The sequence below is a fragment of the Streptomyces sp. Pv4-95 genome, from assembly GCF_045782725.1.
GTDB lineage: Bacteria > Actinomycetota > Actinomycetes > Streptomycetales > Streptomycetaceae > Streptomyces.
Window position 1 is genome coordinate 7,830,089 of sequence record NZ_CP127172.1, and the last position, 17,540, is coordinate 7,847,628.

Here is a 17,540-nt window from a genome sequence, read left to right on the forward strand (position 1 = left end):
GCGCCACTTACTTTTGTGGGGAAGTTAATCGACGGTCAAGAGGGGGTTTCCGATCAATATTGTTTGAAGTCTCCCGGCATTTACTTCCGCATAGAAGTTTTGGCCGTGGGGCGCTACTCTCCTCGTCATGAGCGTCCCGACCCCGAGCTGGCGTCCCCTGAGCCCCGCGGAGCGCGCGGTGGCCATCGAGGTCCTGACCGGCGGCCCCCTCTCGCGCAGCGCCGTGGCCCGCCGGCTCGGTATGTCCGGAGCGAGCCTCACCCGGCTCGCGAAACCTCTGATCGACGCGGGTCTGCTGGTGGAGGTGCCGGCCGAGGCCGCACCTCCGGCGCAGGGCAGGCCGGGTCAGCCGTTGGACATCGTCGAAGGACCCTGGCACTTCGTCGGGCTGAAGATCACCGACGACGCGCTGTACGGAGTGGTGACCACCCTCAAGAGTCGTGTGGTCCGCCGCGAGACACGCCCCCTCACCGACCGCGACCCGGCGGCCGTCGCCGAGCTCGCGGGTTTTCTGGTCGAGGAACTCGCCCGCGATCACCCGCGGTTGGCGGGTATCGGCGTCGGCGTCGGCGGCCGGGTGCGCGACCGCTCCGTCGTCGCGGAGTCCCTGTTCCTCGGCTGGCAGGAGGTGCCCTTCGCGGAACTGCTGGAGCGGCGTACGAAGCTGCCCGTCATCGTCGAGAACGACGTGGCCGCGCTGGTCGAGTCGGAGACGTGGTTCGGGGCCGGCCGCGGACTCGACCGGTTCGCCGTGCTCACACTCGGCGCCGGCATCGGCTACGGCCTGGTCATCGGGGGCACGCCGGTCCGCTCCGTCGACGAGGGGTACGGCCTCGGCAGGCACTGGATCATCGACCCCGCCGGCCCTCTCACCCCCGAGGGGCAGCGCGGCAGTGCGGTCTCGATGCTGTCCATCCCCGGCATCGAATACCAGGTGCAGGCCGCCACCGGCACCCGGATCCCGTATGAGACCATCCTCGAACTCGCGCGCTCCGGAGAGCCGTTGGCCTCCCGCGTCATCGCCGAAGCGGGCCGGGCGCTGGGCATTCTCCTCGCGAACATCGCCAACTTCGCGCTCCCCGAGAAGGTTCTGCTCGCCGGCGAGGGCGTAGGTCTGATGGACGCCGCCGCCGACACCGTCTCCACGGCCCTCGCCGCGCACCGCCACCCCGCAGCGCGCCCGCTCGACCTCGAAACCAAGGTTTCCGACTTCCACGACTGGGCCCGCGGCGCCGCGGTACTGGCCATCCAGGTCCTCGTTCTGGGCGGCCGGGACGGCGGGTGAGTCCCGCCGCCGAAAAGCGCTGGCGGGGCCGGGCCGTGAGGGGCGACCATGCGGCGCATGAGTGACGAACCCGCGCGATGGACCCAGGCGACCGTCTACCCCGACATGTGGACCGACCCGGACGACGACCCTCGCCACGGCGAAGGAAGCAGCCCGGACGGCGAGTTTGCGACGCTGCAGGAATTCCTGTCGAGCCACCGCATGACCCTGCGCATGAAGTGCGAGGGCCTGGATGCGGAGCAGCTGGCCCGCCGTTCGGTTCCGCCGTCGACGATGTCGCTGCTCGGCCTGGTTCGGCACCTCGTCGAGGTGGAGCGGGACTGGCGCAACTGGATCGGTGACGGTGACCCGGTGCCGAAGCTCTACGGCGAGCGTGACGCGGACTTCGAGGGAGCCGTCGCCGATCAGGCCGAGGTCGACGCCGCGTACTTCGATCTGGCGCGCGAGCAGGCAGCGACCGACGCGGCGCTGGCCGAGCACCCGGATCTGAGTGAACGTCTGGGGAAGGAGGGGATCGCGGTCCGGGAGTTGATGGTGCACAGGGTCGAGGAGTATGCCCGTCACTGCGGGCATGCCGACCTGTTGCGCGAGTGCGTCGACGGACGGGTGGGGCAGTGAGGAGGGCCGGTGTTCGCATCCGCCGGCGGCGGCTCAGGCGGGATCGGCCCTAGCCGATCGTGCCGTCCCGTAGCGGCGCCGAATGCCGTACAACCTTCAACGGCGAGTGGCTGTCTTCACACCACCATCACATTGCTTGGGGGGCATCCATGTCGCATCCGCATCAGCCCACGTCGCCCTTCGGTCAGCCGCCCTCGCCGTTCGGTCCGCACCCGTACCAGCCGCAACCGCCCAAGAAGCACACCGCCCGCAAGGTCGCGGCGGGCGTCGTCGGCGCGCTCCTGGTCTTCGGTGTCGGAGTGGCGGCCGGCGGCGGCAGCGAGAACGCCGGGACGAAGGTCAAGGCCGAGCCGGCCCCCACGGTGACCGTCACCGTCACCGCGGATGCCGCGGCGCCGAAGACGGAGAAGGCCGCTTCCGGCAGACCGAAGACGAAGGCCGAGCCCGCCGAGCAGAAGAAGGCCGAACCGCCGAAGAAGGATGCCCCCGAGGCCACCGTCAGTCAGGGCAGCTATCTCGTCGGGGAGGACGTCGACGCCGGTACCTACCGGACCGGCGGCCCCTCCGACTCGGACATCCCGCTGTGCTACTGGGCGCGGAACAAGGACAGCTCCGGGGAGTTGGACAGCATCATCGCCAACGGCACCCCGCAAGGTCCGGCTCGCGTCACCATCAACAAGGGCGAGATCTTCGAGACCAACGGCTGCGAGGAGTGGAAGAAGGTCGGCTGACCGCCGCGGAGGGCCGTCGGCCGTGCTGCGGAACCGCAGCGGCAGGCGGCCCTCACGCCAGGACGCCTTGCGGTGCCGGGCGCGTCGACCGGCCCACCGGCGACCGCGTACCTCTAGACGAGCTCAGCTCCCGCCTCGCGCGTGCGGAAGGTGCGCCGGTAGGACACGGGGGAGACGCCGATCGCCGCGTGCAGATGCTGACGGAGCGATGCGGCCGTGCCGAAGCCCGCGTCCGCCGCGATGCGGTCGATGCCCAGGTCGGTCTCTTCCAGCAACTGGCGTGCGCGGTGGACGCGTTGCTGGATCAGCCAGCGGCCCGGACTGGTGCCCGTCTCGGCGTAGAAGCGGCGGGCGAAGGTGCGCGGACTCATCGACGCGTGCGCGGCGAGGTCGGCGAGCGGCATCTGCCGGTCGAGGTGTTCCAGGGCCCACTGCCTGGTCGCCGCCGTGCCGGCCGTCGAGGCGTCGTGCACGGGCTGCTCGATGAACTGCGCCTGGCCGCCGTCGCGCCACGGAGGGACGACGCATCGACGGGCGACGCTGTTGGCGACGGCGCTGCCGTGATCCTTGCGTACGAGGTAGAGGCACACATCGATGCCCGACGCCGCGCCGGCGGACGTCAGGATGTCGCCGTCATCGATGAACAGCACGTCCGGATCGAGGCGCACTCCCGGGAAGAGCGTGCGGAAGGTTTCCGCCAGCGCCCAGTGGGTGGTCGCCGGCCGGCCGTCGAGGAGACCGGCCGCCGCCAGGACGAAGGCGCCGGTGCAGATGGAGACGATGCGGGCCCCGGGCCGGATCCGGGCCAGCGCCCCACGCACGGCCGGTGACAGATCGGCGCTGATCAGCGACATGGAGAACGGCGGGATGATCACCGTGTCGGCGCTCTCCAGCGCCTCCGGGCCATGGCTGACACCCACGGTCACATCGCTGTCGCTGCGCACCACACCGCCGTCGACTGTGCAGGTGATCACCTCGTACAGCTGGTCCGTGGTGGCGAAGACACGGTGGGCGATACCGAGTTCGAAGGGGTAGACGCCCTCGAGCGCGAGGACCACGACGCGATGCATGGCAGGATCCTAGCGGATAATGACTATCTTGCCATTGTCCGCGGGTTTCCCTGGCGCAAGGCTGTGACCATGAACGAAACCGCCACCATGCGTGCCATCAGCCAGGACCGACTCGGAGGCCCCGAAGTCCTCCAGGAAGTACACCTTCCGATTCCCCGGCCGGGCCCGAGCGAGGTGCTCGTCCGCGTCCACGCAGCCGGCCTCAACCCCACCGACTGGAAGCACCGGGCGCTGCCCCTCTTCCTCGGGGAACCCCCCTTCGTGCTCGGCTGGGACCTCTCGGGTGTCGTCGAAGCCGTCGGCCTGGGCGTCACCCTCTACCAGCCGGGCGACGAGGTCTTCGGGATGCTCCCGTACCCCTACGGCGTCGGCTCTCTGGCCGAGTACGTCACCGCTCCGGCCCGCGCGCTGGCCCACAAGCCGGCCTCCGTCGATCACGTCCAGGCGGCCGCCCTGCCCCTGGCCGCGCTGACCGCCTGGCAGGCCCTCGTCGACACCGCGGGCATCGAGTCCGGCCAGCGCGTCCTGATCCACGCCGCGGCAGGCGGCGTCGGCCACCTCGCCGTGCAGATCGCGAAGGAGCGCGGAGCGTACGTCATCGGCACGGCCAGTGCCGAGAAGCACGACTTCGTCCGCGGACTGGGCGCCGATGAGGTCATCGACTACCGCACCACCGACTTCGCCGAGGCCGTACGGGACCTGGACGTGGTCCTGGACACCCAGGGCGGCGAAACCCGCATCCGCTCCCTGCGCACTCTCCGCCCCGGGGGCCTGCTCGTCTCGCTGCGCCCCGATGGCACGGAGGGACTTGCCGAGGCCGCCGAAGCCGCCGGGGTGGCGGCGAAGCCCCTGCTGGTCGAGGCGGACCACGCGGGCATGAACGCCATCGCCGACCTCGTGCGGCGGGACAAGCTCCGCGCGTCGGTCGAGGCGACCTTCCCGCTCGACCAGACGGCGAAGGCACACGCCCTGGGGGACACGGGGCACGTCACCGGCAAGCTGGTCGTGACGGTGCACGAGAGCGCGTCTCTCTGAGGGGACGGTCGGCCGGCGGGAGTTACCCCGGTGGCCGACCGCCGAGGCCATGCGGGTCCGGATCGTGCCGTTGACAGCGGCCGATCCGGCCCACGGCCGAGGGGCCGGTCGACGCCGGCCACGGCTCACGTCCTCCCGTGCGCCGTCCGCCGCAGCAGGTAGACGGCCGCGGTCGTGACCAGAACGGCCATGCAGGCGATGAACACCAGGCCCGCGCCCTCCAGGCCGAGCGGGCCCGTCAGCACGCCCACGCCGATCACCGGCAGCGAGATGCCCGCGTACGCCACCACGAACAGGGTGGAGATCACCGCCCCGCGACGGTCGGGGGGAGACGCCTCGGCAACCGTGGACAGCGCCCCGCGGAAGGCAAGCCCCTGCCCGCACCCGCCGACGAGAGCGCTCAGCACCACGAGCAGCAGCATGTCCCATCGCAGCGCGGCCGCGAGCAGCGCCAGCCCGGCGAAGAGCCCGGCACAGCCCAGGGGCAGCGAACGCTCCATGCCCACCCGGCCGACCGCCAGTTGTCCGGCGGTCGAGGCGAAGAAGGCGAGCGCGACGACCAGCCCGCTCACGGCGTGGTTGTCCACGTCCAGGGACTCCGAGAGGAACGCCGGGCTGACCGAGGTGAACACCCCGAACAGGGCGAAACCCACGAACGAGGCGGTCGCCGCGGGGCCGAAGACCGCCCGTACCTGCGGCGGCAGGCCGGGGCGCTGCGGCCGTACGGTGCTCAGCGGCCGCCGCTCGCGCACGGTCTCCGGCAGCCGCCACAGCACAGCGGCCGAAACGGCCACCAACGCGAGGTGTACGGCGAACGGGAGGTACAGCGGCCAGTCGGCGTACTGCGCGAGCACTCCGGCCAGCAGCGGACCGCATCCCAGCCCGCCCATGTTGGCGGCGGTCGCCACGAAGGTGGCACGGGGGGAGCCGCGGTGTGGGGCCAACTCCATGATGTACGCCGTGGCCGCCCCGGTGAACAGGCCGGCCGACAGGCCCGACAGCAGCCGCCCCGCGTACAGCCAGCCGAGGCCGGTGGTGCACAGGAAGCAGACGGCGCTGGCCGCCGCGAATCCCAGACCGGTCAGCAGTACGGGCCGCCTGCCCACGGCGTCCGAGGCGTTGCCCGCCAGCAGCAGCACGCCGATGACCCCGAAGGCGTACACGGCGTACACGACGGTCACCATCAGCTCGGAGAACCCGAACTTCTGCTGGTAGAGGCCGTAGAGCGGGGTCGGCAGGGTGGTGCCGGCCATGCATACGACAAACACCGCTCCGCCGAGCACACATGGGAGCCACCCCCTGCGATCAGCGTCCATGCGCCGACGGTAACCCGCGAGCCGCCCCGCACCGACGCGGCGTGCCCGACGCGCCGCCGGGGACGCGGAGGCCGCCAGCTGTAGCCCTACGGCAGTCGTGGTTCTTACGGAACGTCAGGAGTTCGGTACGGAAAGGGCCGTGAGGTAGTCGGCGAGGGCCTTCGCGGTGTCGCTGAGGGGGAAGCGGGCGCCGAGCTGCCCGTCCGGGCGGACAAGGAAGCCGGTCGCGCCGTCGGGACGGTAGAGCCGGGCGAACTCCCCTGAGGCGTCGCGGTATTGAGGGAGGTCCACCACGGTCTCGGCAGCGGTCGGCGCGGATTCGCGGGCGAGGATGGCGACGGTCGCCGGATGGGCTCCGTCCGAGGAGACCGGCCCGGCGTCCGGTGTCCGCGGTGCCCCGGCGGCCGCGTCGCCGGCTTCGGCCAGGGCGGCGGGGTCGGTCGCGTACAGAAGCAGCACGTGGCCCGTGCGACCACGGAGAAGGTCGAGCAGGCGCAGCGGATAGGTGGCGATGGGCGCGGTCAGACCGGTGCAGTCCGGGGCACGGTCGCCGGGCTGGGGCGCGTCGGTCGGCCCGTACGCGCCGGCGGCGAGCGGGCCGCCCCGGTAGGTGACGAGCAGTTGGGCCTCGCGGAGCATCAGGGTCCGCGGGTCTTCGGAGTCGGCCTCCATGCCGCGGGTGGCGTGGCGGACGGTCCGGCCGACGACCTCCTCGCCGATGGGACGGCGTTCGGCGTCGTAACTGGTGAGCAGGGCGGTCCCGGCCTTTCCGTGGACGACGCGGGCGAGCTTCCAGGCCAGGTTGCAGGCGTCCTGGATGCCGGTGTTCATGCCCTGCGCGCCCGTGGGCGGGTGGATGTGGGCGGCGTCGCCCGCGACGAAGACCCGGCCTTCCGCGTAGCGGTCGACGATGCGGTGACTGATGCGGAAGACGGAGGACCAGCGCAGGCGGGACAGGTGTGCAGGCTCGGGAGCGAGGCGGTCGACGACGGCCTGGATGTCGGACAGCCCCGGGACGCGTCCGCCTTCCATGCCGTGGGCGACGTCGCCTCCGCGCCCGGGCTCCCCGCCCTCGGCCCGGGTGGACAGCTCGGGCGGGACCAGCATCGACATGCGGTAGCGGCCGGCGCCGGGCAGCGGGATGCAGACCAGCAGGTCGTCGGTGGAACCGTCGTCGGTGCGGTGGAGGGAGCGCAGGCCGTATCCGTGGGGGAGGTCCCAGTCGGTCTCGACGTCGGCCAGCATGTACTCCTCGGCGAAGGCGCCGCCCTCGAAGGTGAGGCCCAGCTCCTTGCGGACGACGCTGTGTGCGCCGTCGCATCCGATCAGGAAACGTGCACGGACCTCCTCGCCGCCCGAGGGAGTGGCCAACCGGGCGGTGACCCCGTCCGCGTCCTGGGTGAAGGACAGCAGCTCGGTGCCGCGTTCGATGGCCGTGCCGAAGCCCGAGAGGTACTCCTCCAGCAGACGCTCGGTCTCGTACTGCGGCAACGCGGCGAATCCGTAGGGCACCTCGGGCGGGAGTGCAAGGTCGAACCGCGCCTGCACCTGGCCGTTGACGTGGATCAGCTGCCCTCGCATCGGAATGGCGGCTTCCATGGCGGTCCGGGCCAGGCCCATGCGGTCCCAGATCTCCAGGGTGCGCGGCTGGACTCCGACGGCCTTGGCGTACGGGAGGCGGGCCGGCAGCCGGTCGATGAGACGGCAGTCCACCCCCTGGCGGCGAAGCTCGGCGGCCGCGCTGAGCCCGACCGGGCCGGCGCCCGCGATCAGCACGTCAGGGGTTGGGGGGTGCGCCACGGGTTCCTCCCAGCGCGTGGCCCCCGAGACCGGTCCGGTACTCCATGGTCACCCGGCGGGGTGCGGCCGGCGAGCCGGCCCGGAGACGGCTCAGGCGCCCGCGGTCCGCCTCACCGACCGGGCGCCGGCCCGGGTGTTTCCCGGCCGCGGTAGGCGCCGAGCACCGTTGTCAGTGTCCTTCTCGCACGGTCGATGTCCGACTGCCGTCCACGCCGGACCGTGAACGGGCCGGGGGCAGCCGCCCCGAGGAGCCGGAAGACGGCGGCGTCGCTGTTCAGGTCGTCTTCGAGGCCGTACACGCAACAGGCAACCGCCGCGTACGGGTCGCCGATGGGGTAGCCGTGGAGGGTCCTGCGGCGCGCACGCCGCCGGGACCGGACCGAGCCGGCCCGGGCAGCACCGGTGACCTGGGCTTTGGCGCCCGGTCACGCATGTGGTGCCGCCCGAACCGGCTCGGGGTGCGCGGTCGCCCGCGCGGAGGAATCGGGTGAGGCTCAGGCCTCGACGACGCCGGACTTCGCGATCTTGATGTCGGCCGAGGTGGCGCCGGACTGCGAGCCCAGGCTCTCGATCTTCTTGACGACGTCCATGCCCTCGACGACCTCACCGAAGACGACGTGCTTGCCGTCGAGCCAGCTGGTGATGATCGTGGTGATGAAGAACTGCGAGCCGTTGGTGTTCTTGCCCGCGTTGGCCATGGACAGCTGGCCCGGCTTGGTGTGCTTCAGCTGGAAGTTCTCGTCCGCGAACTTCTCGCCGTAGATGCTCTTGCCGCCGGTGCCGTTGTGGTTGGTGAAGTCACCGGCCTGGAGCATGAACTCCGGGATGACACGGTGGAAGCCGGAGCCCTCGTAGCCGAAGCCGTGCTCGCCGGTGGCGAGCTCACGGAAGTTCCTCGCGGTCTTGGGGACCACGTCGTCGAACAGCTGGAAGACGATCCGGCCGGCCGGCTCGTCGTTGATGGTGATGTCGAAAAACACGTTGCTCATGGGTTCATCCTGACACCCTCTGTCACCGAAGTGCACACGGGCCCGGCTACCCGCGGAAACCGTGCTCCCGAACGGGCGCGATGTCGCCCACCGAGGCCGCGGGCGTGTTCGGCACCACGCGGGGCGGAGAGCACCCGGTTCCTCAGCGCGTGCGCTCGTCCGATCGAGGAGCACCATGGAAGTCGAGGCACTTGCCCGACGAGGGCACTCGACGGGCCGGGCAAGGATCCCGACGGAGCACGGGCGGAGAGAGCAGGCCGCAGCGGGCGGCCGACGGGCCACGGACAGCGGTGCGGGGACGGCAGGCGTGGTTCTGCCAGGTGGAAGGAGCGCCGGGGTGACCACAGTCGAAGGGCGTCCGGTCGGCACGGACCGGCCCGAGGGAAGGCAGCAGCCAACCGAGCCACGGACGTCGCGGCCCGAGGGAACACAGCAGCCCGAGGCGTGGACCGAGCAGCCGAGCGGCCTGATGGACCTGCTCGGTGTCGCCGCGGTGCTCCTGGACGCGGACGGGCGGATCGTCCTGTGGAGCCCGCAGGCCGAGGACCTGTACGGCTACACCGCCGAGGAAGCCCTCGGGCGGTACGCCGCGCCGCTGCTCATCCGCGAGGAGAACTGGGACCTGGTGATCAAGAAGTTCGCCTCCGTGATGGAGACGGGCCAGAGCTGGGGCGGCGCGTTCCCCGTACGGCACAAGGACGGCGGCACGCGGCTGGTGGAGCTGCGCAACATGCGGCTGCAGAACGACCGCGGCGACTTCTACGTCCTCGGGCTCGCCACCGACTCACCCACGCTTCGGGAGGTCGAGCGGGACCTCGCGCTCTCCACCCGGCTGATCTCCCAGTCGCCCATAGGGCTGGCGATCCTCGACACCGACCTGCGGTACGTGGCCGTCAACCCCGCCCTGGAACGGATGCACGGCATCGCCGCGGAGGAGCACCTCGGCCGGCACTACCGCGAGATCATGACCTCCTCGAAGTTCGAGGTCCCCGAGGCCGCGATGCACCAGGTCCTCAAGACCGGGGACCCCATGGTCGACCAGTCCACGATCGTCGGCCGGACCCCTGCCGACCCGTACAAGCACGCCTGGTCGATCTCGTTGTACCGGCTGGAGGACCCCCAGGGGCGTGTGATCGGCGTGGCCGACCTGGTGCTGGATGTGACCGACCGCTATCAGGCGGCCATGGAAGCCGCCGAGGCCCGGCAGCGCCTGGCCCTGATCGCCGACGGCGCCGCGCGTATCGGCACCACCCTGGAAGTGGGGCAGACCGCCCGAGAGCTTGCCGAGGTCACCGTTCCCGAGCTGGCCGACGTCGGCACCGTCGACGTGCTCGATTCAGCCCTCGACGAGCACCGTCCGCCGTCCCGTGACGGCCCCGCCCACTTCCGTGCCCTGGCGGTGAAAGCCGCCTACCCCACCGAAGCCGTCCACGCCGCAGACCCACCCGGCCACATCGTCTCCTACGCCGCCGACCGCCTGGCCACCCGATGCGTCCGCACCGGCCGGCCGATCCTGCTCTCCCACCTCGCGGCCGACGACCTGGCACACATCGCCCGCGATGCCCACGCCGCCCGGATGCTGGCCCGCGCCGGGGTGCACTCCTACATGCTGGTCCCGCTCACCGCACGCGGCGAGATCCTCGGCTTCCTCGGGCTCAGCCGCGCCCGCAATCCGCAGCCCTTCGGCGCGGACGACCTCGCCCTCGCCGGTGAGCTGGCCTCCCGCGCCGCCGTCTGCATCGACAACGCCCGCTCCCACGAGAGCGTGCGCAACGCCGCCGAGACCCTGCAGCGCAGTCTGCTCCCCGACCACCCTCCTCAGCTGCCCGGGCTGCAGATCGCCTCCCGGTACCGGCCCGCACAGGCCACCTACGAGATCGGCGGCGACTGGTACGACGTCCTCCCGCTCGACGGCCACAAGACCGCGCTCGTCGTCGGCGACGTCATGGGCAGCGGTATCGACGCGGCCGCCACCATGGGCCGCCTGCGCACCGCGACCAGCGCCTTCGCGGACCTCGACCTGGAGCCCGCCGAGGTCCTCCAGCATCTCGACAAGATCACCTCAGGGCTGGAGCACTACATCGCCACCTGCGTGTACGCCGTCTACGACCCGCACCGCGCCGAATGCCACATCGCCACCGCGGGCCACATGCCACCGGTCCTCGTACGCAGCGGCGCGCGCCCCGTGCTCCTCGACCTGCCCACCGGCACTCCGCTCGGAGTAGGTGGCGTCCCCTTCAAGACCACCACCATCCCCCTGGCCCTCGGTGACCAACTCGTCCTCTACACCGATGGGTTGGTCGAAACCCGCCGCGACGCCATCGACGAACGCCTGGAAGCCCTCCGCCGACTGCTCGACGCGCCGGACCGCTCGCTGGAGGAAACCTGCGACCGGCTCCTGCGCGAACTGCGTCGCCCCGACGACCCCGATGACGTCGCCCTGCTCATCGCCCGCACACAGCCCCTCTTGGCGGACTGAAGCGCCGTAGAGAAAGGGGGCCGGCTGTTCCTGGGGACGTCGCTCACGGCCTGACGAGGCGCCGCAAGGCCGGCTGAGCGAGGCAGGCGTAGGCGATGACCGCGGGGAGCGGGCCTTCGATGCGGAGGCCCGTGGTGACCCTCCCGCCTTCCTCCGCACGGACGCTGTGGTGCAGTCGCAACCGGACCGGACCCAGTCGCACCCGCCATGTCCACCGTCGGCGCGTCTCGTCGACGGATTCGACAAGGAAATGGACGGTGATTCGGAAGAACGACGTGACCTCTCCTTTCATGCCGGGAGCGATACGTTCCCCGGAGGTGGTCACCTTGCGGATCTGGGGAGACCAGCTCGGCCATTTCGCGGGGAGCGCGTAGCGTTCCCAAACCTCCGCCGATGCCGCTCGGCCCGTGGCGCGCAACCTCATTGTCGACATAACCGCACACTCTCGCAGGCATGTGGCCTCTGCCCCCGAAGTCACCGCGGCGCGCCGCGGTGAGAGGGACGCCGACGATCCGCGGCGAAGTGACGCCCCAAGAACTCGGGGTCGTCATAGCCCGTGTGGCAGCAGCAGACCATCCCCCCGCCAACTGCTCCGTGCTCACCGGGTCTTGGTGATTTCATCGCGAATTCATCGAGAGGGCGAGAATCGAATGGATCGAGTGTCGACGACCGGTCGCTGGACGTCCTCGGCACGGCATTATCACCGGCCGGAAATGGACGGTGAACATGCCGAAATTCCCTTCCGAGCTCAAGGAGGTGGCCGTCATACTGCCATCCATCGCAACTTGCTCCCCATCCGTAAAGGGAGCGGAGTTCGAGCATCGGGGGATCAATGACCGTGCCTGAACAGACTGCCGCGTCGCCTTCGGGAGCGCCGCCGCAGCACATCCGTAGTGAGGCCACCCGGCTGCTGTGCGCGGGTGTCTACTTCGACGGCGAGTTCCGCCGTCGCGTCATCGAGCAGCTCGTCGAGCACGAGGAGCGCCCCATCGCGCCCTCCCTCGGCATCGACGCCTTGCCGGTCCTGGCGCATGCGCTGCGCGCGCGCCGCCGGGAGGCCGAGGTCGGGCTCGTACTGCTGGGCATCTGGGCGCTGTTCATCGGGTTCGGGCTGTCCGGGACCGGCTCGGACACCCTTCTGCCCATCCCATGGTTCCTGGCGTACGGGCTGGTCTGCTCCGTGGCCTGGTTCGTGCGCGGGGGCAGGGGATCCGTCTTCCCTCTCGGGCGCGCAGTGCTCAAGGAGGCGACACGCGGCCGGCTGAAGGCCGTGCTGCCGGTTCTGCCGTTGGCCGTGGGGCTCCTCTACTGGGCGGCCGTGCTCTTCACGCTGTTCAAAGGGGGCGACGCCTGGACTGCGGTCTTCTTCCCGGCCCTGCTGGTGCCGCCCATCTGGGTGCATCGCGTGCACGTCGTCTCCGTCATGCGGGACACCCTGAGCCGGGGTGCCTACGCCGAGGCATCCCGGGCGACGCTGCCGGACCGCGACCCGTACCGGCGCATCGGCGCGGCGATCGACCGCGAGCAGTACGCGAGCCTTGCGATCTACGACCCGTTCCGGCCCTTCGTCGGTGCCGGCGAGCCGTACAAACCGTGGTCGCTCGTCATGGAGTTGAGGTGGAAGCCGCAGGAGCCACCGCCGAAGCGCCTGGACCCGACGGGGGACCCCGACGCCCGCGCCGACGCGGTGCCGCTCACCGGGCGCGAGGTCATCGACCTCATCAAGCCACGCCTGGAGGCCCTGCGGACGTCGGCGGCGGCCACCAGCCGCGACCGCCTCCGCTCCCTCGAAATCGACGAATTGGTCTACCTTCCGGTCGGCCGGGAGCGGGGCCAGATCGCGTACGACCCCGCCAGCGTCCGGCAACACCTCGACGGTGCCGTCGGCGAGGGCGGCGAGGCGCGCCGGCACTTCCTGCGCGTCCGCGTCGGCGCATGGGACGAACAGGTCGGGGTCTCGCTGCTGGTCCGCGTCCACACCCAGGGCGGGATGCTGGTCCTGGAGGTCGTACCGCACGTCCTCACCCCCGTCCGCCCGGAGTTCAAGTCGGTGGACGTGATCGCGGCGGGGGATTCGCAGGGGCCGCTGCGCGATGTCGTACGCAGCCTGCTCACCGGCCCTTCCGCGGGCTTCGCCGCCGGGGTCTCCCTCCTCCATACCGCCGTCTCCGTCTTCCGTACCTGGTTGACGATGCCGCAGTACGCCCTTCCGGACGGACCGGCCGCGTCGGTGCGGGAGCTGGGGAGCGTGAAGGAGGTCTCCCTCCTGCAGGAGATGGACATCAGCCGGTATGTGAAGACGCTGCAGGACCGGATCGCGAGCGGGGTGCGCGAGGCGCTGCACTCGAAGGGCTACGAGATGGGCGAGTTCGAGCAGTACATCGTCAACGTGAGCGGCGGCGGGGTGTTCATCGGGGAGATGAGCGGCGGCGCGGTCGCGACGGGCGAGCGGGCTTCGGCGAAGCAGGTGGATGCGTCCGTGGACGCGAAGGGTGGTCGGCTGTGACAACGGGGATGCAAGAGCCGGAGGACGGCGAAGAGGCAGTTGTCGGGACGGCCGAGTCGTCCGCTCCACAAGAGGGCGTAGGTGGCATCAGCGTCGGCGTGTTGACCGGTGGCGCGGTGGCGGCCGGGAGCGGAGCCACGGCCGAGGACCGCTCGCGGCGCGCGGGACTGCCGGCGCCCGTGCCGCCCTCGTACGAGAGCGGGCGTCCGCCCGTGGTGCCCCCGGCGGTCCCCGGCGGCATCCGCATCGGCGTCATGGCCGGCGGCGCCGCGGCTTCCGGCCCGCACGCCCGGGCCCTCGATGCCTCGACGCAGCTGATCGACGCGTCCCCCGAACTCCTCGCCGCCGTGGGGACCCTGCGCGAGCAGCTTCACCTGCTCAGCCCCAGCGACGAGACCACCGAGGTCGACGCCCAACTGGCCGAGGTCGAGGAGGAGATCGACGCCGTGGGGCAGGTCGGGCGTGGCCGCCTGCAGCGGCTGCGCGAGCGCCTCGATCTCGGCGCCACTGCCGCGGCCGGCCTCGCCTCCGCGGCCGCGGTCGTGCAGCAGATCACGCAACTCCTCGGAAGTCAGGGGTAGCCGCCGTGGACCAATGGGATGAGGACAGACAGGACTGGGTGCGGTCACCGCACCAGGGCGGCCCGCCACCAGGAAGCAGGTCCCGGCGCTTGCTGGTCGTGGCGGGCACCGTGATCCTGCTCGCGGCGGCGGCCGGTGCGGGCATCTGGCAGCTGGCGAGCGACGGCAGCGACGGCGGTCCGGGGTCCCTGGGCGGCATGCCGGGCGCCATGCCGTCAGGCGCACCGTCCGCCACCGAGTCGTTGTCGACGGCATCGGCCGCACCGGGCTCGGCCCTGGACCCGTGCGTGGTGGTCGACAGCTCCATGGCCACGGAGTGGGGTCTGGGCGGGGGCACGCCCGAGACTTCCGGCACCGATGAATCGCCGATCAGGGTGTGCACCTGGTCGCGCCAGGGCTCCGGGACCGCGGGCTCCGCGACGTTCCGGCTCATCTATGCCAAAGCGCTGCCGTTGTCTCCGGAGCCGACACCGATCTCGGTTACAGGTATCCCGTCCGCCAAGGCCAGTGGGAACGAAAACGGCTGTGCGATCCAGTGGCCCACGTCCTTCGGTCAGGCACTCGTGCACGCCCGCTGGGTCTATGAAGGGGAGGGAGGGGACCTGTGCCGTCTCGCCGCTGACTTCGCGGGCGCGGTGGCCGTCAGAGTGCCGAGCTGAGGGCGCACCGCGATGCGCACGGCGCGCCACGGGCCGACCGACCCGTAGTGGTCGGGGACCGGTTTCGTACTCCCGGAGTCGCATGCAGGTGCATCCTCCGGTCTGACGAAAGGGAGCCGGGCCGGTGTCAGGCTGGAAGCATGCCAACCGGCCCGGCGTCGCCGGAAGTGTGGAGACCTTCTTCCCCCACCTCCCGATGCCGTACGCGAGGGCGGCACGAAACGGCAGGGACGAGGAAAGGGGCGGTGTGGCCAACGCATTGACCGGTCAGCTGATCGAGGCCATCTACGAAGAGGCGCCGGAGCGCGTGGCGGAACTCCTGCGCCAGGGGGCCTCTCCGAGTGCGGCCGATGCGGACGGTGAGAAGCCTCTGTACGTGGCCGCGGTATCGGGAGCGGCCGACATCGTGCGGCTGCTCCTCGAAGCGGGAGCGTCGCCCGACGAGGAGAGCAGGGGCCAGCCCGGGAGCGAGGGGCTGCCGTTGTGCGCTGCGGCGTGCTGGGGCCACACCGAGGCGGTACGCGAACTCCTCGCCCACGGCGCCGACCCCAACCGCAGGGAGGACGACGGCACCGGCTGGGCCCCTCTGCTCTGGGCGGCCGCCGGCGGTCGCCACGACACCGCCCATCTCCTCCTGGGAGCGAACGCCGACCCCGATGCAGGCTGCGGCGACCGCACGCCCCTGATGGCCGCGGCCGAGTTCGGAGCGACAGGCATCGTGCGGGAGCTGCTGCACCACGGTGCCGACGCCCACCGAACGGACAGCCAAGGCCGCACCGCCCTGGACATGGCAGGGGAGTGGTGCGGAAAGGACATCGAATCGGAGCTGCGCAACCGGGCGAACATCGGGCCGGACGACACGTACGAGTGCTTGCGGGTCCCCCGGCCCGACGGCAACGAACTGATCGAGTTCATCGTCACTGCGAAGAGCGGAGGCGGCGCGTCCTGGGAGAAGGAGACAGGCCACGCCGAGATCGCGGACCTGCTGCGGGAGCGTATGTCCCGGTGACGGGGAAGGTGACGGTGGCAGCGGCCGTCGAGCGGAGGCGGTGAACTCATCGCTGTGGACTGCGAGTTACCCGGGACTCGCATCATCCGCCCGACGTTGCGCGTGCGGCTCTGCGGCTCTGCGGCCCTGTCGGTCCTCAACCTCAGGTCTTCCTCAGACCGCCGTGGCGCGCTGCCCGCACTTCCTACACTCGTTGTACTGGACGCGTCGAGTGGAGGAACCGATGAAAGACACCCTGACCCACCTGCCCGCCCGCATCGCCTCATTCCTGCTGCACGGGCGCCGGCCCCGCCTCGACCACCCCGACGCGCACCGGGCGGCCCGGACCGATCAACACGACGGTCTCATCAACCACTACTGCCCCTCTTCACCCACCGGCGGATCTGCGGGGATGTAGGGACCTTTCTGACGGGTTGTGAGGGGCAGGGGCAGGGGCAGGGGCAGGGGCAGGGGCAGGGGCGGACGGCACGGCCGCCCCTGCGGCGGGGTATGCGGGGTGCGCCACCCTCTGCGTCAGAGCGTGCGCCCGAAGAGTGCCAGCAGATCGCGCCAGTGCCGGTCGTCCGCGTCGGCGTCATACGCGGCGGTGTCGGCCTGCGTGAATCCGTGGTGGGCGCCTTCGTACAGTTCGCTGCGGTAGCGCACACCGGCGGCGTCGAGCGCGTGCTCCAGCCTCTCGATCTGGTCGGCCGGCAGGGACGGGTCCTGGTCGGCGTGGCCGAAGAACAGTTCTGCCGTGATGCGGTCGGCGAGCCGGTGCGGGCTGTCCTCGGCGTCGGTGGCCAGCCGCCCGGCGTGGAAGGAGGCAACGGCCGCGATCCGGTCCGGGTAGGCCGCGGCCGTCCGGATCCCGAGGACGCCGCCCATGCAGTAGCCGGTGCTGCCGACCGGCCCCTCGGCGACCAGGGGTGAGCCGGCCAGCCAGTCGAGGTAGCTGCCGGCGTCACGCATCGCCAACGCGGGGGTGAGGGCCGACATCACCGGACCGAGCTTTTCGAAGATCTCCGGCCGCTTGCCGGGATCGATGTGGTCGGGCAGGTCCACCAGCGGGGCGCGCCCGGCGCGGTAGAAGACGTTGGGCACCAGCACCGTGTAGCCGTGCCCGGCCAGACGCCTGGCCATCGCCTCCAGGGAGGGCCGCAGTCCGAAGGCATCCATGTACAAAAGGATTCCGGGGTGCGGTCGTCCGTCGTCCGGGTGGGCGAGATACGCGTCGGCGACGCCCTCCGGGGTGGTCAGGTCCAGCGAGACCCCGCGCGCGTTCGTCATGTCGGCTGCCATCTGCGCACCGCACCTTTCATCGGGCTTCCCGGGCGGCTCACCAGGCGGACGGTGGGTCCGCCGGTCGCCCGGACGACGGATTCCCACAGTAACCAACGCCTTCGAGCACCAGCATCGCCAGGTGGGGGAGCAGCGGATGGCTCCCACCCGCCCGCCGCGGGACCGGCCCAGCCCTCCTTGA

16 protein-coding genes are annotated in these 17,540 nt (G+C 71.2%); 10 read left to right on the plus strand and 6 right to left on the minus strand.

The window, feature by feature from the left end:
* Positions 1 to 127 precede the first annotated feature (127 nt).
* The 3 genes from QOM21_RS34325 (at position 128) to QOM21_RS34335 (ending at position 2,634) form a co-directional block, all read left to right on the plus strand.
* Positions 128 to 1,285 (plus strand): ROK family protein, encoded by a 1,158-nt coding sequence (locus tag QOM21_RS34325; protein ID WP_407554984.1) that lies wholly within the window; start codon positions 128 to 130, stop codon positions 1,283 to 1,285.
* 57 nt (positions 1,286 to 1,342) lie between these two features.
* Positions 1,343 to 1,903, plus strand: a complete 561-nt coding sequence (locus QOM21_RS34330) for a DinB family protein (RefSeq protein ID WP_407554985.1) — start codon at positions 1,343 to 1,345, stop codon at positions 1,901 to 1,903.
* 149 nt (positions 1,904 to 2,052) lie between these two features.
* Positions 2,053 to 2,634 (plus strand): hypothetical protein, encoded by a 582-nt coding sequence (locus QOM21_RS34335; protein WP_407554987.1) that lies wholly within the window; start codon positions 2,053 to 2,055, stop codon positions 2,632 to 2,634.
* 113 nt (positions 2,635 to 2,747) lie between these two features.
* Here QOM21_RS34335 and QOM21_RS34340 read toward each other — a convergent pair whose 3' ends face one another.
* Positions 2,748 to 3,704, minus strand: coding sequence for a GlxA family transcriptional regulator (locus tag QOM21_RS34340; protein WP_407554989.1), 957 nt, complete (start codon positions 3,702 to 3,704; stop codon positions 2,748 to 2,750).
* Positions 3,705 to 3,773: 69 nt separating this feature from the next.
* On the opposite strand from QOM21_RS34340, the gene QOM21_RS34345 reads away from it, so the two are divergent.
* Complete coding sequence (locus QOM21_RS34345; protein WP_407554991.1) at positions 3,774 to 4,739, plus strand: NADP-dependent oxidoreductase; 966 nt, start codon at positions 3,774 to 3,776, stop codon at positions 4,737 to 4,739.
* Between the two features lie 125 nt (positions 4,740 to 4,864).
* Here the strand turns inward: QOM21_RS34345 and QOM21_RS34350 are convergent, their stop codons facing one another.
* The 3 genes from QOM21_RS34350 to QOM21_RS34360 all read right to left on the minus strand — a co-directional run bounded on the left by QOM21_RS34350 (position 4,865) and on the right by QOM21_RS34360 (position 8,844).
* Entirely contained in the window at positions 4,865 to 6,055 is a 1,191-nt protein-coding gene (locus QOM21_RS34350; protein ID WP_407554993.1) for an MFS transporter, read from the minus strand.
* A gap of 114 nt (positions 6,056 to 6,169) precedes the next feature.
* Positions 6,170 to 7,855, minus strand: coding sequence for an FAD-dependent monooxygenase (locus tag QOM21_RS34355; RefSeq protein WP_407554995.1), 1,686 nt, complete (start codon positions 7,853 to 7,855; stop codon positions 6,170 to 6,172).
* A 494-nt stretch (positions 7,856 to 8,349) separates the two neighbouring features.
* The gene (locus tag QOM21_RS34360; protein ID WP_407554997.1) at positions 8,350 to 8,844 is read right to left on the minus strand and encodes a peptidylprolyl isomerase; all 495 of its coding nucleotides are present in this window, start codon (positions 8,842 to 8,844) and stop codon (positions 8,350 to 8,352) included.
* A gap of 466 nt (positions 8,845 to 9,310) precedes the next feature.
* Between QOM21_RS34360 and QOM21_RS34365 the strand changes: the two genes are divergently transcribed.
* Positions 9,311 to 11,323 (plus strand): SpoIIE family protein phosphatase, encoded by a 2,013-nt coding sequence (locus QOM21_RS34365; RefSeq protein ID WP_407555978.1) that lies wholly within the window; start codon positions 9,311 to 9,313, stop codon positions 11,321 to 11,323.
* A 43-nt stretch (positions 11,324 to 11,366) separates the two neighbouring features.
* On the opposite strand, the gene QOM21_RS34370 is transcribed toward QOM21_RS34365, so the two are convergent.
* The gene (locus tag QOM21_RS34370) at positions 11,367 to 11,756 is read right to left on the minus strand and encodes an SRPBCC family protein (RefSeq protein ID WP_407554999.1); all 390 of its coding nucleotides are present in this window, start codon (positions 11,754 to 11,756) and stop codon (positions 11,367 to 11,369) included.
* 399 nt (positions 11,757 to 12,155) lie between these two features.
* Between QOM21_RS34370 and QOM21_RS34375 the strand changes: the two genes are divergently transcribed.
* The 5 genes from QOM21_RS34375 to QOM21_RS34395 all read left to right on the plus strand — a co-directional run bounded on the left by QOM21_RS34375 (position 12,156) and on the right by QOM21_RS34395 (position 16,475).
* The gene (locus QOM21_RS34375; protein WP_407555001.1) at positions 12,156 to 13,829 is read left to right on the plus strand and encodes a hypothetical protein; all 1,674 of its coding nucleotides are present in this window, start codon (positions 12,156 to 12,158) and stop codon (positions 13,827 to 13,829) included.
* Positions 13,826 to 14,410, plus strand: coding sequence for a hypothetical protein (locus tag QOM21_RS34380; RefSeq protein ID WP_407555003.1), 585 nt, complete (start codon positions 13,826 to 13,828; stop codon positions 14,408 to 14,410). Before QOM21_RS34375 ends, QOM21_RS34380 begins: the two co-directional genes overlap by 4 nt.
* A gap of 5 nt (positions 14,411 to 14,415) precedes the next feature.
* Positions 14,416 to 15,069: a DUF3558 family protein gene (locus tag QOM21_RS34385; protein WP_407555004.1), complete on the plus strand. Its 654-nt coding sequence runs from the start codon at positions 14,416 to 14,418 to the stop codon at positions 15,067 to 15,069.
* Between the two features lie 247 nt (positions 15,070 to 15,316).
* A complete protein-coding gene (locus tag QOM21_RS34390) occupies positions 15,317 to 16,078 on the plus strand; it encodes an ankyrin repeat domain-containing protein (RefSeq protein ID WP_407555005.1) in 762 nt (253 codons plus the stop codon).
* A 223-nt stretch (positions 16,079 to 16,301) separates the two neighbouring features.
* Positions 16,302 to 16,475: a hypothetical protein gene (locus QOM21_RS34395; protein WP_407555006.1), complete on the plus strand. Its 174-nt coding sequence runs from the start codon at positions 16,302 to 16,304 to the stop codon at positions 16,473 to 16,475.
* A gap of 116 nt (positions 16,476 to 16,591) precedes the next feature.
* Here the strand turns inward: QOM21_RS34395 and QOM21_RS34400 are convergent, their stop codons facing one another.
* Positions 16,592 to 17,347 carry a dienelactone hydrolase family protein gene (locus QOM21_RS34400; protein ID WP_407555980.1) on the minus strand — a complete coding sequence of 252 codons (756 nt, stop codon included), beginning with the start codon at positions 17,345 to 17,347 and terminating at the stop codon, positions 16,592 to 16,594.
* Positions 17,348 to 17,540 lie beyond the last annotated feature (193 nt).